Here is a 15,544-nt window from a genome sequence, read left to right on the forward strand (position 1 = left end):
CTTTTGATACTGATATTTCAAAAATCAGGTGCTGGTGCCGAGAGCTTGAGCTGGCGAGCAGGCTGCTGCGTTGCGCATTACTAAACTCACGCTAATGAATACGGCCGTATTGACTACTAATCCGCAGAATCCAGCATGCCATCCGAATGGGGTGCTAACACCAAATTGGAATAGTAGAGTCAATGCAGCGCCTATTGCCAAGCCAGCGAAAGCGCCAGCACGGGAAGCGCGGCGCCAGAACAATGCGCCGAGCAGCATGGGCAGCAACTGCACCACGATGCCATAGGCGCCGAGCAGTAGGTCAACCAATGAGCCGGGGTTGACTAGGGCAAGTAGGTAGGCTGCAAGTGAGATTAGCACCACGCCGTAGCGAGTCAATTTGAGCGCCTTATTGTCTGGCATGTTGCGCAGTGCTGGTAAGTGCTGGCCTACGTCGCGTATCAGAATAGTAGCGGAGGTATGAGCTAGGTTTGCAGCAGTAGACATGGCAGCGGCCAGGGCGCCGGAGAGAGCTACGCCTATCAGCCAAGCCGGGAAGTCAGCTAGCTCAACTACCAGCGTTAGCAATACCCGATCGGCGGACTCAAGCGGGCTATCCTCCAGCAGTAGAACCCCAGCAAAACCAATAATTAGTAATGGTATCAACAGATAGCTGTAAAGGGGGTAGAGCACGAATACTCGCTTTAGGGTTCGCTCACTGCGCGCGCTATAGAACTTCATGAAAATATGCGGCCACATTACGCAGCCTAGAGCACTTACCAGAATAGCCGTAGAGAATGCGCCCCAGCCCATGCCGCCTGCGCCGGGCATGGTTAGGTACTCTGGGGCTTCTCTCTGTAGTTCGCGGAACATCTCGCCGACTCCACCAAAGAATTGGTCAGCCGTCGCCAAGCCCAGAAACCACGCCACAGCCACCATCATCACGCCCTGAAGTAGGTTGGTCCAACCGATACCTTGCAAACCGCTTGCATAGACATAGGCAGCTACCACGCCACAGGCGAGTAAACTGCCGAGCCAGAAAGGAATAGTGCCAGAGGTAGCAGCCTCGAAGAGAAGTCCTGCACCGGCGATCTGAATGGTCAAATAGGGAATCATTGCGAGCACGCTAACCACGCCAATAAATAGGCCCAGAAAGTTGCCGCGGGTTGGATAACAGGCAGAGAGGAACTCCGCCTGAGTCAGGAATCCATGGAGGCGGCCGAGTCGTGAGATATAGGGGGCGATCAACCACCACACGATTACGGCCAGCGCTAGGTAGGCGATAATATAGAGTGCCGGGGCTCCCTTGCTGTAGGCCCAGCCAGGTGCACCCAAGAAGGCGAAGGCAGAGAATATCTCTGCCCCAAGAATAAAGAACAGCACCAGTAAACCTATGTGTCGGCCACCGGCTACATACCCTTCTAGAGAGGAGCTCTGATTGTGGCGAGCGCTTAATCCTACTATTAGCACAATCAGTAGGTAGGCCAGGGTAATAGTCGTGATCAGCAGTGAGTCATTCATCGTCCACCTCCTGTGGGGCATCCTTGCGATAAGCAATGACCAAGCCCACAAATAGGGCAAATACCCAGGCCACATACCAGAACAGGAAAAAGGGCAAACCGATTATCATAGGTTCAATACGGTTCGCTATCAGTGCACCGGGCCAGACCATGGCCAGGGCACAGATAGCAAAGTAAATCAGCATTAATCTGGAAGGGAACGTGGGTCGAGATTTCATATGCATACCTCGTTTCTTGAAATTATGTGGGCTATTTAGTTATCCCTTTATAGCGTTATGGGTAGTGGCGTTAGCCTTAGTTACTTCGCCGCGAGAGCGTTAAGGCCTATCGTCAAAAGCAGTCGGCAACCTGTGGGAATAATGTCGTCATTGAAATCATAACGAGCGTTATGAAGTGGCGATGCGGAGCCGCTTTTCGCTGTACCCAGGAAGAAGTAGGCCCCTGGGCAGTGTTGCAGCATGAAGGAAAAGTCCTCACCGCCGAGGCTTGGATCAACGTCACGTACTAGGGCCGATTCACCGAGCGTTTGCACAATGCAGGCTTCCACATGACGGGTTTCCGCCTCGGTATTGATCGTCGCTGGAAATATGCGCTGGTAATCGATCTCAATGTCACCGCCATGGGTGATTGCCACCCCTTCACAGACGCGGCGAATCGCATGCTCCATACGGTCTTGCGTATCAGCATCAAGGCTTCTTGCTGTTCCGCTTATACGTACTTCATCGGGAATGATTGCGAAGCCGTCCAGGTCGCCACCCTGCAAACCGCATAGGCTCAAAGCGGCGGGTGAAAGTGGATTAATATCACGTGCGACCACAGAGTGCAGATTTTGAATAAGGGCGCCCGCCATGCGGACTGGATCCGTCGATAGGTGGGGGTTGACGCCGCCGTGGCCTCCTTTGCCGCGCACTCGGATATCTAGGCGGTCGGTGGCTGCCATGATCGCGCCGGGTCGAATAGCCACTTGGCCTGCAGGTAGCGAAGGCCAGTTATGTAGTGCATAGATCGCTTGCATGGGAAAGCGCGCAAATAGGCCCTCTTCAACCATTGCGCGGCCGCCACCCAGGCCCTCTTCGGCTGGTTGGAAGACGAGGTGAAGAGTGCCCGCGAAGTCACGATGTTCGGACAAATAGCGAGCGACGCCGAGTAGCAGAGTAGTGTGACCGTCATGGCCGCAGGCATGCATCCGGCCAGGCACTGCTGAGGTATAGCTGTGTTCGCTTAGCTCTTGGATAGGCAGTGCGTCCATATCAGCACGTAGGCCAATATGTCGTCCGTTGTCAGGTCGTTCACCCTTCACGGTAGCAACGATGCCAGTTTTACCGAGGCCAGTTTCAAAGGGTAAGCCGAGACGTTCTAGCTCTGTCGCGATGAGCTTTGCCGTTGCGTGTTCCTGAAACCCTAGCTCCGGGTGGCGATGTAATTCGTGTCGTATCTGAGTCAGTTCGGCGTGGTGGCGCTCGAAGAAGTTGGGATCAATGAGTCTTGTCATAGTCAATGCGCATAGCTGAGGGTGGCCTTTTCATATTGGTTGCTTCTTTCGTATAGAGAAAATAGTTTTTTTATTAGTTTTTCATACTAATATTGGATGGAATGGCGGCTAGATGTTGTGGCTAAGGGGTCCCAATGGATTTCAAGCGTTTAAAATATTTCCAGATGGTTGTGGAGGAAGGCGCTATATCATTGGCGGCCCGTCGGGTACCTCTTGCCCAGCCGGCACTGTCCCGTCAATTACAGTTGCTTGAAGACGAAGTTGGTACGACATTGCTGATCCGTTCGCGGCACGGCATTCGACTGACCGCCGCGGGTGAAGCGTTCTATCGTGATACCCGGCGCTTGCTGGGGGAGTTTGAGCAGTCTAAGCGTAATGCACGCCGCATAGCAGATGGTCAGTTCGGTCAACTGCGACTGGGAGTCACCGTCATGCATTTATGGGTGCCGCAGATCATCGGCTTGCTAAATCGCTTCCGCGAGCGTTATCCAGAAGTCACACTGAAAGTAGAATCATTGCTTTCCGGGCCCCAGATTGAAGCCATTCGACATGGTCGACTCGATGCAGGCATGCTGTTTTTTCCGCCAGAAGACGATAATAGCCTGTGTTGCCATTGCCTTTATGAAGATCATCTCGTATTGGTCACCAGTGCCACCTCCCGTCTAGCGCATAACCCTCCAAAGTTTCTTGCTGAGCTTAACGACGAAAATTTCATTTGGTTTGACCGAAGTGCCACTCCGGTCTATCACGACAAGCTAATTCATGCCTTTCAGCGAGAGGGTTTTACGCCACATGTGGTGCAAGAGGGTGCCGACAATGCGACGATGCTGTGCTTGGTGGCTGCAGGTATGGGCTGCAGTATCCTACCGGCAATGACAATGGCTGGAGCGCCAGAAGGCGTAGTGAGTCATCGCTTAGAAGACCTCAATCTGACCTTACCTCTGATGCTGGTTTGGCGGCGAGACTCGGGACTGTCCGCAGTACGCCGCCTCATCGAAATGGTAGAAACTGAATCCTTAGCGACCCATGAAGTGAAGGAATGAGGTTTTATCCTGCAAAGATGGTTTTTGCAGCCATGGGGGAAAACTCGTTCAGGTTTTCCGCCCAGCGTATGGCTTGCTGAGTTAAAACTGCATTAGCCTCGCCATTGGCTGGCTGCAACGGCAGGTGATAGTGCACTCACGCATTAACCCCTTTCATGCCTTCCGGCGTATAGCGCTCACCGGTTACCGGAAGGCGCTCGGTGGCCGCTTCAAGCCGTTGCTGCTCATCGGCGTTCAGGGTGATGGACGCTGCAGCCGCATTCTCTTCAAGGTAGCGCAGACGCTTGGTGCCGGGAATCGGCACAATGTTATCGCCTTTGGATAACAGCCAAGCTAGCGACAGCTGCGCCGGGGTGCAGCCTTTATGGGTGGCCATTTCACCAATCACGTCGGCGATTCGGCGGTTGGCATGCATGGCCTGTTCAGAGAAGCGCGGCAGGTTAGGACGAAAATCACCTTCGCCGAAGTCGGTATTCTCCTGAAGTTTGCCTGTCAGAAAGCCACGGCCCAGCGGCGAGTAGGGCACAAAGCCGATGCCGAGTTCCTTGCAGGTAGGCAATACCGCTTGTTCAACGTCCCGCGTCCAGAGCGAATACTCGGTTTGCACCGCGGTGACCGGGTGCACCGCGTGGGCACGGCGCAAGGTGTCAGCACTGACTTCACATAGGCCAATGTGGGCGATTTTTCCCTCTTTCACCAGTTGCGCCAAGCCCTCCATCGTCTCCTCAATTGGCGTGTCGGGGTTAACGCGGTGGACGTAGTAGAGATCAATCTGTTCGATGCCCAGCCGTCGCAGCGATGCTTCGCAAGCGTTGCGTGCATACGCGGCGCTGCTGTCCAGGCTACGTTGATATTCTCCAGGGTTGCGCACAATGCCAAACTTGGTGGCGATACGGACCTTAGGCTTGTGACTGGCGAGAAAGCGGCCAATCAACGCCTCGTTATGATGCGGCCCGTACATATCCGCCGTGTCGAAAAAGTCGATACCCAGTTCTACCGCCCGGGCTAATACCCGTAGCGACTCGCTGTCGTCCCGAGGGCCGTAAAACTCGCTCATCCCCATGCAGCCTAAGCCGATAGCGGAAACGGTTAGATCGATGCCCAGCGTTCGTTTTTGCATGATATGTCTCCAGAAGTGACGCGTTCTTGAGTGGCGCCTTAACAGCGTGGCACTATCCGTTAATGAAAAAAATTAACGAGTTCGATAAGCCAATTTCCGATTATGAAAAACACATGCCGCGTGGTTGGGTATGGGACGACACGCGCACCTTTCTGGCAGTGGCCCGCCACGGCACGCTGAGTGGTGCCGCCGCCGAGCTGAACCTGGGCATCGCCACGCTCTCCCGGCGTATCGAACGGCTGGAAAACGCTTTAAAGCTGCCGCTGTTTGTACGCCAGCAGTCTGGCTATCAGCTTACCGAGGAGGGAGCGGGGCTAATCGAGAAAGCTGAAGCCTTGGAGGCGGCAGCGGCGGCCTTTTCCAGCGGGGTTTCCAATGCTGCGCAACTGAGCGGCAGAGTGCGTTTAGCGACCGCTGAAAACCTGGCCACGGCTCTGATTCTGCCCGCATTGCCGCAATTTCATGCGCAGTACCCCGGCATCACGCTTGAACTGGTGACCGATATCACCACCGTCAACCTGCACCGTCGCGACGCCGATCTAGCCCTTAGAATGGTCAAGCCCGAGCGGGGCAATGTCACCCTTCGACGCTTGGGTATGCTGGGGTTCGGACTTTACGCGAGCCCCGGCTATACAGCGCAGCGCAAGGCTCATGATGACGCGGGCGATTATGACACGGATGCCTTTATCACCTGGGGGGATACGCAAGCGCACTTGCCCGCTGCCCAGTGGGTTGAGCGGATGCTACGAGGTCGCGAACCGGCGCTGACCACCACATCATTGGCGACCCAGCTAGCGGCGGCCAAAGCGGGGCTGGGGATCGCGGTGTTGCCGCACTTTCTGGCGCTGGAGGCGGAGCTCGTCTGCCTCGAGTCCGATATCGGCGTGGATCAGCCCATCTATCTCGTCATCCAGACGGATCTCACCCAATCAGCCCGTATCCGGGCCGTGGCGGATTTTCTGGCGGAACGGGTAGCCAGTAACCGCGAGCGCTTGAGTGGGTGAGTAGAGGTAAAAAGGCGGCATAAAGCTGTCTCGGCATGCTTGTTGAGCAGCATGGAAGTGTTGGGCTACCTTGCGGTTTGAGTAAAAAAGGAATAATTTATACTCATGAGCGACTTTGAGTATGATGATGACAAAAGCGTAGCCAATCGGATAAAGCATGGAATTGACTTTCTAGATGCTCAGGCGCTTTGGAATGATCCTGATTTGCTGGAAATGATGATGAGCCGTGTTTTCTGATGATAGGGCTGATTGATGATAAACACTGGTCTGCCGTCATCACCTACCGAAATGAAAAAATTCGACTCATTTCGGTAAGGCGCTCGCGTAAAAGAGAGGTAGAGCTCTATGAAAGCTAACGACTTTGACCAAAAATTTGACCAGGGTAGCGAAGACATCGTTGACGATCTTGATTTATCCACTGCACACCGTGTTAATCAAGATCCGAAGCGTATCAATGTCGACTTCCCCGCTTGGGTGGTTGAGTCCCTGGATCGTGAGGCCGCCCGTATCGGCGTTACGCGTCAATCTATTATCAAAGTTTGGCTGGTTGAACGGTTGAAAGCCGAAGCGGTTCACAAGCTTCCGGATAACACGCAGCCTCACTAATTTTTTAGATTTATCTCCCAAGCTCCCCCTTAAGCCATTCCGCCAGCGGCTCGCTTCGGCGGGGGTGGGTGAGTAAGTCCGCCTGACTGGGCAGCCACAGGCAGAGGCGGGCGGGTGTTTCGATGCTGCCCCAGGGGGCGACCAGTCGGCCACTCTTCAGGTCGTCTTCCACCAATAGCGTGGGGGCAATCGCCACGCCTAACCCCGCCACGGCCGCTTCCATCAGGTAGTAAAGGTGCTCAAACCCCTGGCCTTGGTGTAGCGCCGCTTCAAGCTGTGACTGCTCAAGCCCATGTGCGCTGGCCCAGTGCGGCCAGGCCTGAGGGCGTGAGGCGGTGTATAGCAGCGTGTTGTCGAATAGCGTTGCCGGGTCGGCGGGGTCGCACTGCGCGGCCAGTGGCGGGCTAACCACCGCGCATATCCGCTCTGGAATAAGCTCGACGACGTCCACCTCCGCGGGCCAGGGCGGCTCGGAAAACGCCAGGGTCGCACTGGCGTCCGTCTGCTTTTCAGGATGCTCACTTTCGCTGACCACCACTTTCAGCTTGAGGTCAGGCAGGTCGCGGTGAAGGCGGTCCAGCCGGGGAATCAACCAGCGGGCCAGCAGGCTGCCGGGGCAGGCGAGGGTGAAGGGCGCATCCTCCACATCACGTTTGAGCGCTGCGCAACTATCGCGCAGTTGGGCAAAAGCATCGCTCAGGCCGCTTTGCAGCTTCTCGCCGTGGGGCGTCAGCACAATGCCGCGGCCCGCTTTGGTAAACAGCGCCACGCCAAAATGCTCATCCAGGCTTCTTAATTGGCGGCTGACGGCGCCGTGGGTCACGCTCAACTCCTCGGCAGCGGCAGTCACGCTGCCCAGCCGGGCAGTGGCCTCGAAGGCGCGCAAGGCGCTAAGCGGTGGCAGGCTATTGTGCATTGATGTGTGACTCCAGATCACAGGTTGATGACATCTTATCGATTTTTATCTTCACGCGCTTGCCTTAACGTCATCACATACTCAACACGCATGCAGAGGTCGTGATGAATCAACCTGTAGACATATCTCAGAGTTTGCCCGATGCCAACGGCCTGTTTGGCAACTTTGGCGGCCGCTTTGTCGCCGAAACCCTGATGCCGCTGATTCTGGAGCTGCAAGACGAATATACCACCGCCAAAAACGACCCCGAATTTCAGCGTCAGTTGGCCTACTTTCAGGGCGATTACGTAGGGCGGCCCAGCCCGCTCTATTTCGCCGAACGGCTGACCGAGCATTTCGGCGGAGCGAGCATTTATCTCAAGCGCGAAGAGCTCAACCACACCGGCGCGCACAAGATCAACAACTGCATCGGCCAGGTGCTGCTGGCCAAGCAGATGGGCAAGAAGCGCATCATCGCCGAAACCGGCGCGGGGATGCACGGCGTCGCCACTGCCACCGTGGCGGCGCGTTTTGGTTTGCCCTGCGTCATCTACATGGGCACGACGGACATCGAACGCCAGCAGACCAACGTCTTCCGCATGAAGCTGCTGGGCGCGGAAATCGTCCCCGTCACCTCCGGCACCGGCACGCTCAAGGACGCCATGAACGAAGCGCTGCGTGACTGGGTCACCAACGTCGACGACACCTTCTACATCATTGGCACCGTGGCCGGTCCGCATCCGTACCCCGCCATGGTGCGCGACTTCCAGGCTGTCATCGGCCATGAAACCCGCGCCCAGATGCTGGAAAAGGAAGGCCGCCTGCCGGATTCGCTGGTGGCCTGCGTGGGCGGCGGCTCAAATGCCATTGGGCTGTTCTACCCGTTTCTGGATGACCCGGACGTTCATATGGTCGGTGTGGAAGCGGGCGGCAAGGGCGTCAAAAGCGGCCTGCACGCTGCCAGCCTGAACGGCGGCACCCCTGGGGTCCTGCACGGCAACCGTACCTACCTGCTGCAAGATGAAGACGGCCAGATTACCGACGCTCACTCGATTTCCGCCGGGCTGGACTACCCCGGTATCGGGCCCGAGCACGCCTGGTTACACGAGCAGAAGCGGGTCGAGTACGTCTCGGCCACCGATGACGAGGCGCTGGAGGCATTCCAGGTTTGCTGCCGTAAGGAAGGCATTATTCCCGCCCTTGAAACCGCCCATGCGTTGGCAGAAGTGGCCAAACGCGCGCCCCAGCTTCCCCGCGAGCACTTGATGGTGATCAACCTGAGCGGCCGTGGCGACAAGGACATGACCAGCGTCGCCCATCACCTTGGCGATAAATTCGGAGTGAAAAACGTATGAGCGCGATCCAGGACAACGCGATGAACACTATCGCGAATCAGACCATGCACAACCCCACGCGTCTTGACCACTGCTTCAGCACACTCAAGCAGCAAAACCGCCCGGCACTGATCAGCTACCTGACCGCCGGTGACCCGGATGCCGACACCTCGCGCCGATTGCTGCACGGGCTGCCCGCCGCCGGGGTGGATATCATCGAGCTGGGCATGCCGTTCAGCGACCCCATGGCCGATGGCCCCGCCATTCAAAAGGCGGCCCAGCGCGCCCTTAACAACGGCCAGACCCAGGCCAAAACGCTGGAGATGGTGCGCCATTTCCGAGAAGAAAATAGCACCACGCCGATTGTGCTCATGGGTTACTACAATCCCATTTACCGCTACGGCGTTGAGCGCTTCTTGACCGATGCCGCCCGTGCCGGGGTAGACGGCCTGATCGTGGTGGATCTGCCCCCCGAGCACGACGAAGAACTCTGCCAGCCTGCGTTTCGGCACGGCATCGACTTTATCCGTCTGGCCACCCCAACCACCGATGCCAAACGCCTGCCGCGAGTGTTGGCGAACGCCTCCGGGTTTATCTACTACGTCTCTGTAGCGGGCGTGACCGGCGGCAGTGCCCCCACATCGGAACGGCTGGAAGCCTCAGTTTCGCGCCTGCGGGAAGATACCGAACTGCCCATCGCCGTCGGCTTCGGCATCCGCACCGCCGAGCAGGCGGCAACCATTGGCCGCTATAGCGATGCGGTGGTGGTGGGCTCCGCACTGGTCGACTGTATTGAACACGCCACGACGCCTGATGAAGCCGTGGAGCGGGTACACGGCTTGGTGAGTGAGCTGGCGGAAAGCGTGAGGGCGTGTCGGAGGTAGATAGGCTGTGATCTTATTGGGCAGCATCACAAAGCAAAAAGAGCTAATATGGCGAAAAGATAATAGTTGAGATACCTTCAGTCTGAGCCATTCATGAGGTGAGACTATGAACATCAAAGAGCTTGTCAGCGAAGCAGAATCATTACCCGTTGAAGAGCGTGTAAGAGTCGTCGATGTGTTGCTGCGTAGCCTCAACTCCCCTGAGGCTGATATCGACAAGCAATGGGTCGACGTTGCCCGCAGCCGCTTAGACGATATACGGTCGGGTAAAGTGGCTACGGTTTCAAGTGAGCAAGTATTCGCTAACCTTCGGGCAAGGCTTGAGAGATGAGTGTTCGCTTTCACCCTGAAGCGGAAGCAGAACTAGCTGAAAGTACAGAGTATTACGAAGACATTGAACCAGGCTTGGGATGGGACTTTGCGCTTGAGGTATACTCAGCCATCGAACGTGCGCACAGACATCCAGAAGCATGGACATTACTGGAGGGGGATATCCGCCGTTCATTGGTACGCCGTTTCCCTTACGGTGTGCTTTATGCTCTTGAGAATGACGATGTTTTTGTACTTGCCGTCATGCATTTACATCGAGAGCCAAATTACTGGAAGAACCGACTATAGGTTAGGTTTCCAATTTTGGGCGCATAAATCCGATGGTTTGGAAGCTTTACGCATAGACATCAGCTCAGGACACAAGTGGCACCCACACATGCTCGACACCAATCGATATCGCCACGGCGACCAGTAGCCCCGCCATCAGCCAGTTGAAGCCCTTCACGACCCGCGTGCTTTTAATACGCTCACCCACCAGACTGCCGATGACCACATAGCTACCGGGGGCGCCCGCCGCCATGGCGGACAGCCCCAGCGCCCAGACCACCAGGCTGACGCCCTGAATACCCGCCGCCGGGAACTGAAGGGTGGCTATGGGCAAGGTCGTGACGATGGCCTTCGGGTTGAGCAGCTGCATCACCAGCCCATCGCGAAAGTTCAGCAGGCGCGGTGCATGGCCAGGCTCGTCCAAGTCCGCGTTGGCGCGGGCAATCTTGACGGCCAAGTACACAATGTAGCTACAGCCCAGCGCACTCACCAGGATCAGGGCGTTACCGCTGATCCAGGCAGCGCCCGCCCAGCCCAACACCAGCAGGTACACAAGCATGGCCGTTCCCACGCCCAGGCAGAACCCCACCGACTGTCTGGCCTGGCCATTGATGCCTACGTTCAGGCCGAGCAGATTCACAGGCCCAGGGGTGTACATGACGCCCAGGGCATAGGCGACGATTGCTAACATGTTGGAACCTCTAAGTAGGGTGTGGCTAACGGGTGATATCGCGCTGGTATTGGTGGGGCGTCATGCCGTAGATGCGCTTGAAGCGGCGATTGAAATGGCTAAGGTCGGCAAACCCAAACCTCAACGCCACCTCATTCAGCGGCGCCCCCTGATCCAGCGCTGCACGGGCCGCATTGATCCGGCAATTAATCACGTACTGGTGAGGCGTCATGCCGTAGTGCTGCCGAAACAGCCGCAAAAAGTGGTACTTGGATAAATGCGCGGCCTGGCTGATGTCGTCCAGCGACATATCGGTTTCCAGGTGGGCGTGGATATACGCCCTGGCAAGGTCCAGCAGGGCATCCGGCCGTTGCGTGACGCGGCTGGGTTGAACGTGGCCGCCTAGCTGAACGGTTCGCTCCACCACCTGATAAAGCGCATTCTCCTGGTCAATGCAGCTACCGGCGTGGGTACTCACCAAACGGGCCAGCTCGATAATGGCACGGCGCAGGGGCACATCCTGAATTAGCGTTTGGTCGGAACGGAAGCCGGCGGCGCTTGCGCGGCCAAGCACCTCGGCGAACAGCGGCGTCACCTGTTCCGGGTGGGCATACACCATCAGGTAGTCCAGCGCTTGTGCGCCGCCCGAATGCCCGTCGTGAACTTCCTCCGGGTTGAACAGAATCACGTTGCCCGGCGGGCTGCGGTGAAACTGCCCACCGCTGAAAAAGTCCTGACGCCCGGCCAGCGTAACGCCAAAGGCATACTCCTCATGGGCATGCGGGTCGTAGCTGAAATCCTCAATCGCCGCCTTCAGCACCGTCAGTGTCGGCACATGATGACTCTTGAAGAACTCAAACCGGCTAGCGTTGCTCATGCCGACCTCCCCTGATGAAACCCAACACCTCGAAACACACCCCTAGCTTATGCCGACAATGTCATTGATGCTTGTACATAATTGCTCATTGACTGTGCAATGATGGGCTATCGCTAGCGAACACCACCAAGGAGTTGGTATGAGAAAACTCTTTTCATTGATGATGGTGCTGTTGTTGACCGGCTGCGCCGTCATGGAGCCGCAAGCGGAACGTGACGCTCAGCGCGACGCCGGTCTGGCCATCCAGGAAGTCTACGAACAGGCGCTGCCGACGCTGTCCGAGGACAAGCAGCGCCACTTTGCCCAGCGGCTCTACCGCCTGACGGGCGAGCAGCGCTGGCGGCCCCTCAATCGTGCCTACGGCGAGCGTCTAATGGTGCGACTCGAGGAAGACATCGTCGGCCTGGCCGAGCCCGGGTACGCGGCTACCCGCAGCCGGGCGATCGTTGCCGACTACTCCCAGCGCACGGCCAAGCAGCGCGCTCGACGTGCCATGCTGGGGGAGTGGGGGGAAATCGCCTTCGCCCGGTCGCTGCTGTTCCGGCTGGTCCAGGCCGAGTACCACGGCCTGCTGCCAGCCGTTGAGGACTACCAGCGGGCGCTGGACTACCAGGCCGAGGTCGACTGGGAGTCCTTCCTGACCGACCCCGCGGTGATTGAGGTCTATGCCGCTCAGGTGGCCAACTATGCGTACTTCCTGCACCAGCTCGGCGTGATGGACCTGCGCCGGGAGGTGGAGGCAGCCTTCCGGCGCCACTACCCACCCGAGCGAGTCGCCGAGCTCGACGACGCCGAGTACCGTAACTGGCTCTATGGTCTGACCCACTTCGTCATCGCTGACAGCCGCTACTACCAGCGGAAGGTGGAGCCTGAAGTGCACGCTTGGGTGCTGGAAGCGCTGGAGCGGGAGGCAGACGGTATCATGGCCCGGGCCTCGGCCGACATCCAGGCCGAAGTGGCACTGGCCTTCCAGCTTGCCGGTCGCGACGACCACCCGCTGGTGGGCCGGGTGCGCGAGGCGCTGGTGGCGGCGGTGGACCCGGCCAGCGGCATCATCCCCTCGCCCTCGGGGGAAAAGGGACTGGCGGGAGGTGAACACCGCAACGTTCTGGCGATCATGGTGTTACGCTGGCCGGGCCACCTGCATCCTGGCCCCGACCTCTCGAACGAGGTGGGCAAGCGCTGAAAAGCCCTGACGCCAGCATGGTGCCAACGTCATACGCTTGAGGAATTTACATGGGAAAGCTCTTTTCACTGATTGTACTGGTAGCGCTGGGTTACGCTGGCTTGTACGTCTATTACGGCGTTGCCGTACAACAGGAAGTTGAACAGCAACTGGAAGATCGCGGGCTGTCGTCCATCAACGTCGATGACGTGACGTACGGGCTGACGGCGCCGGTCAGCACCTCAGCCAATATCGCCATTGCCCTTTCGTATCAGGGCGCTCAAGCGACCGTGGATATGGCCGTTCAGGGGCACCCGGTGTTCTCTGACGAAGTCAGTGTCGAATTTGACGGTCTCCAGGCGCTGCGCCTGGGGATCAACTTTGGGCAGTAAAGGAGCCTTCATCATGTTGACCGGCCTGAGCGCATTTCCGCTAACCCCCATGAACGAGCAGGGCATTAACGAGCATGAGTTTACTCGCTTGGTGGCGCGCCTGGCGGAAGCCGAGGTGGACTCCATCGGTGTGCTGGGCTCGACGGGCAGTTACGCCTATTTGAACAGTGCCGAGCGCGCCCGCGTGGTCAAACTGAGCGTGGAAAGGGCCGCCAGGGTGCCCGTCATCGCCGGTATTGGCGCGCTACGCACCCGCGATGTGCTGATCAATGCCGAACATGCCCAGCAAGCAGGCGCAAGTGGCGTATTGCTGGCGCCGGTGTCGTATCAAAAGCTCACCGATGAGGAAGTCTTCAGCCTGTACGAAACGGTCTGCCGCTCGCTGAGCGTGCCGCTCTGCGTTTACGACAATCCCGGCACCACGAACTTTCACTTCAGCGACGAACTGCACGGGCGCATCGCCCAACTGCCCCAGGTGCGCTCGATCAAGATACCGCCGGTGCAAAACGACCTGGCCGCTGCCAAGGCACGCGTTGCAGGGCTGCGCGGGGTAATCCCTTCTGATGTGACCATCGGTATCAGCGGCGACCCGGCCGCCGCTACCGGGTTGCTCGCCGGGTGCGATGCCTGGTACTCGGTGATCGGCGGGCTCTACCCGGACATCGCACTGGCGCTCACCCGCGCCGCCCAGGCAGGCGATGCCGAGCAAGCGATGGCCCGCTCCCAGGCACTCGAGCCGCTATGGGCGCTCTACCGTGACTACGGCGGCAGCCTACGAGTCGCCGCCACCATCGCCGAACTCACCGGTAACGTCAGCCAACCCTGTTTGCCCCAGCCGCTGAACACGCTGCAAGGCGAAGCCCGTGAAAGAGTCAAAGCCGTTGTGGAAACGCTTGCGTTAAGCTGAGGGTATTGGCGCCTTCAACGAAACCGTTACCCAGTGAGAGCTTTATAAATGCACTACAGTACCTGCTGCGCAACCTCGGCCTGAGATTTGTGGCAGAAGTGGAAGGGCAACTGATAGGCACGATCATGGCGGGCCACGACGGCAAGCGTGGCTATGTCCAGCACTTATCGGTGGCAGATTCCCATCGCCGCAAAGGTATCGCCACACAATTGGTAAGCCTTTGCCTGAAGCTACGTGAAGCCGATTGAAGGGATGGAGGCGATCGCTGATCGCTGACAAACGAACCCAAGAACTCTACTCCAGGGGCAAGTCAAAGAAATTTCCTGCGGATGTTGCACCGAGAGCCGCTAGAAAACTTGAATACGTGGATCTGGCCGTACAGCTTGAGGATTTGAAAGTGCCGCCCTGCAATCGCCTTCACCCACTTTCCGGAAACAGGCAGGGGCAGCACGCAATCTCAATCAATGATCAGTGGCGTATTTGTTTTCGTTTTGAAGACGGCGATGCTTATGAAGTCGAAGTGTGTGACTACCACTGAGTGAGGTGATAACTATGGCTATTCTTAATACTGCCGGTATGCAGCGCAAACCGACTCATCCTGGCGAAATGCTGAGGGAAGACTTTCTTCCTGACTATGGCCTTACCGTTTCTGGGTTGGCTGAATCTCTGGGCGTCTCTCGTCAGTCAGTTAATGAATTACTGCGCGAGCGTCGTGCTGTAAGTCCTGAAATGTCGCTCCGGCTTGCTCGTTTGTTTGGTAATTCGCCGGAATTCTGGCTGAATGCGCAGCGATCTGTTGATCTTTGGAAGGCAGCTCAGTCGGTCAAGGAAGAAGTGGATCGAATCAAGCCGCTACATGCTGCATAACCAGGCCGGATACCAAAACCTCCACTTCGCTCTGGTTTTGCCACCGGTGATGGCGGGCGTTAATCAGAACTCCCGCAACGTCAGCTTCAGGCCGATTTCTGTCTATATCGGGGATGTTTACCTGACAGATGCAGCCATTCCCTTCAGAGCTGAATACTGTTTGTTAGTAAGGAAAAACGTCTTCCGCTTCAC

General features: G+C 57.5%; 22 protein-coding genes. 15 read left to right on the forward strand and 7 right to left on the reverse strand.

What is annotated here, in order from left to right; genetic code table 11:
- Positions 1–24: 24 nt before the first annotated feature.
- The 3 genes from ADS46_RS15775 to ADS46_RS15785 form a co-directional block, all read right to left on the reverse strand.
- Complete coding sequence (locus ADS46_RS15775) at positions 25–1,500, reverse strand: sodium:solute symporter family protein (RefSeq protein WP_066321616.1); 1,476 nt, start codon at positions 1,498–1,500, stop codon at positions 25–27.
- Positions 1,493–1,717, reverse strand: a complete 225-nt coding sequence (locus ADS46_RS15780) for a DUF3311 domain-containing protein (protein WP_066321617.1) — start codon at positions 1,715–1,717, stop codon at positions 1,493–1,495. The genes ADS46_RS15775 and ADS46_RS15780 overlap by 8 nt, the downstream gene beginning before the upstream one ends.
- Before the next feature lie 80 nt (positions 1,718–1,797).
- Complete coding sequence (locus ADS46_RS15785) at positions 1,798–2,991, reverse strand: M20 aminoacylase family protein (protein WP_066321618.1); 1,194 nt, start codon at positions 2,989–2,991, stop codon at positions 1,798–1,800.
- A gap of 134 nt (positions 2,992–3,125) precedes the next feature.
- Between ADS46_RS15785 and ADS46_RS15790 the strand changes: the two genes are divergently transcribed.
- Complete coding sequence (locus tag ADS46_RS15790; RefSeq protein ID WP_066321619.1) at positions 3,126–4,034, forward strand: LysR family transcriptional regulator; 909 nt, start codon at positions 3,126–3,128, stop codon at positions 4,032–4,034.
- Positions 4,035–4,170: 136 nt separating this feature from the next.
- Here the strand turns inward: ADS46_RS15790 and ADS46_RS15795 are convergent, their stop codons facing one another.
- Positions 4,171–5,154, reverse strand: coding sequence for an aldo/keto reductase (locus tag ADS46_RS15795; RefSeq protein ID WP_066321620.1), 984 nt, complete (start codon positions 5,152–5,154; stop codon positions 4,171–4,173).
- A gap of 62 nt (positions 5,155–5,216) precedes the next feature.
- Between ADS46_RS15795 and ADS46_RS15800 the strand changes: the two genes are divergently transcribed.
- The 4 genes from ADS46_RS15800 (at position 5,217) to brnA (ending at position 6,764) form a co-directional block, all read left to right on the forward strand.
- Positions 5,217–6,158 (forward strand): LysR family transcriptional regulator, encoded by a 942-nt coding sequence (locus tag ADS46_RS15800; RefSeq protein WP_066321622.1) that lies wholly within the window; start codon positions 5,217–5,219, stop codon positions 6,156–6,158.
- 105 nt (positions 6,159–6,263) lie between these two features.
- Positions 6,264–6,395 (forward strand): hypothetical protein, encoded by a 132-nt coding sequence (locus ADS46_RS19105; RefSeq protein WP_267886962.1) that lies wholly within the window; start codon positions 6,264–6,266, stop codon positions 6,393–6,395.
- A complete protein-coding gene (locus tag ADS46_RS19060; protein WP_234346856.1) occupies positions 6,395–6,514 on the forward strand; it encodes a BrnT family toxin in 120 nt (39 codons plus the stop codon). The genes ADS46_RS19105 and ADS46_RS19060 overlap by 1 nt, the downstream gene beginning before the upstream one ends.
- Positions 6,504–6,764 (forward strand): type II toxin-antitoxin system BrnA family antitoxin, encoded by a 261-nt coding sequence (brnA, locus tag ADS46_RS15810; protein WP_066321624.1) that lies wholly within the window; start codon positions 6,504–6,506, stop codon positions 6,762–6,764. Before ADS46_RS19060 ends, brnA begins: the two co-directional genes overlap by 11 nt.
- A gap of 10 nt (positions 6,765–6,774) precedes the next feature.
- On the opposite strand, the gene ADS46_RS15815 is transcribed toward brnA, so the two are convergent.
- Positions 6,775–7,680, reverse strand: a complete 906-nt coding sequence (locus ADS46_RS15815; RefSeq protein ID WP_066321625.1) for a LysR family transcriptional regulator — start codon at positions 7,678–7,680, stop codon at positions 6,775–6,777.
- Positions 7,681–7,784: 104 nt separating this feature from the next.
- On the opposite strand from ADS46_RS15815, the gene trpB reads away from it, so the two are divergent.
- From trpB to ADS46_RS18635, 4 genes are all read left to right on the forward strand, one after another.
- Positions 7,785–9,014 carry a tryptophan synthase subunit beta gene (gene trpB / locus ADS46_RS15820; protein WP_066321627.1) on the forward strand — a complete coding sequence of 410 codons (1,230 nt, stop codon included), beginning with the start codon at positions 7,785–7,787 and terminating at the stop codon, positions 9,012–9,014.
- A gap of 44 nt (positions 9,015–9,058) precedes the next feature.
- On the forward strand, positions 9,059–9,877 hold the full coding sequence (gene trpA / locus ADS46_RS15825; RefSeq protein ID WP_066321803.1) for a tryptophan synthase subunit alpha: 819 nt from the start codon (positions 9,059–9,061) through the stop codon (positions 9,875–9,877).
- A 106-nt stretch (positions 9,878–9,983) separates the two neighbouring features.
- The gene (locus ADS46_RS15830) at positions 9,984–10,208 is read left to right on the forward strand and encodes an addiction module protein (protein WP_066321629.1); all 225 of its coding nucleotides are present in this window, start codon (positions 9,984–9,986) and stop codon (positions 10,206–10,208) included.
- Positions 10,205–10,495: a type II toxin-antitoxin system RelE/ParE family toxin gene (locus ADS46_RS18635; protein WP_082926117.1), complete on the forward strand. Its 291-nt coding sequence runs from the start codon at positions 10,205–10,207 to the stop codon at positions 10,493–10,495. Before ADS46_RS15830 ends, ADS46_RS18635 begins: the two co-directional genes overlap by 4 nt.
- Positions 10,496–10,559: 64 nt before the next feature.
- Here the strand turns inward: ADS46_RS18635 and ADS46_RS15835 are convergent, their stop codons facing one another.
- Together ADS46_RS15835 and ADS46_RS15840 are read right to left on the reverse strand one after the other, a co-directional pair.
- Entirely contained in the window at positions 10,560–11,165 is a 606-nt protein-coding gene (locus ADS46_RS15835; protein WP_066321631.1) for a LysE family translocator, read from the reverse strand.
- 25 nt (positions 11,166–11,190) lie between these two features.
- Positions 11,191–12,021 (reverse strand): helix-turn-helix transcriptional regulator, encoded by an 831-nt coding sequence (locus ADS46_RS15840; RefSeq protein WP_066321632.1) that lies wholly within the window; start codon positions 12,019–12,021, stop codon positions 11,191–11,193.
- A gap of 139 nt (positions 12,022–12,160) precedes the next feature.
- Between ADS46_RS15840 and ADS46_RS15845 the strand changes: the two genes are divergently transcribed.
- The 6 genes from ADS46_RS15845 to ADS46_RS15865 are packed head-to-tail and all read left to right on the forward strand — an operon-like array spanning position 12,161 to position 15,352.
- Positions 12,161–13,207, forward strand: coding sequence for a DUF3541 domain-containing protein (locus ADS46_RS15845; protein WP_066321634.1), 1,047 nt, complete (start codon positions 12,161–12,163; stop codon positions 13,205–13,207).
- A 50-nt stretch (positions 13,208–13,257) separates the two neighbouring features.
- Entirely contained in the window at positions 13,258–13,578 is a 321-nt protein-coding gene (locus tag ADS46_RS15850; RefSeq protein WP_066321635.1) for a hypothetical protein, read from the forward strand.
- A 13-nt stretch (positions 13,579–13,591) separates the two neighbouring features.
- Positions 13,592–14,485 carry a dihydrodipicolinate synthase family protein gene (locus ADS46_RS15855; RefSeq protein WP_066321636.1) on the forward strand — a complete coding sequence of 298 codons (894 nt, stop codon included), beginning with the start codon at positions 13,592–13,594 and terminating at the stop codon, positions 14,483–14,485.
- Positions 14,486–14,490: 5 nt separating this feature from the next.
- Complete coding sequence (locus tag ADS46_RS15860) at positions 14,491–14,733, forward strand: GNAT family N-acetyltransferase (RefSeq protein ID WP_234346857.1); 243 nt, start codon at positions 14,491–14,493, stop codon at positions 14,731–14,733.
- The gene (locus ADS46_RS18640) at positions 14,730–15,023 is read left to right on the forward strand and encodes a type II toxin-antitoxin system RelE/ParE family toxin (protein ID WP_234346858.1); all 294 of its coding nucleotides are present in this window, start codon (positions 14,730–14,732) and stop codon (positions 15,021–15,023) included. The genes ADS46_RS15860 and ADS46_RS18640 overlap by 4 nt, the downstream gene beginning before the upstream one ends.
- A gap of 14 nt (positions 15,024–15,037) precedes the next feature.
- A complete protein-coding gene (locus ADS46_RS15865) occupies positions 15,038–15,352 on the forward strand; it encodes a HigA family addiction module antitoxin (protein WP_066321638.1) in 315 nt (104 codons plus the stop codon).
- Positions 15,353–15,544 lie beyond the last annotated feature (192 nt).

Source organism: Halomonas sp. G11 (assembly GCF_001663515.1).
In the GTDB taxonomy this organism is placed as follows: domain Bacteria; phylum Pseudomonadota; class Gammaproteobacteria; order Pseudomonadales; family Halomonadaceae; genus Vreelandella.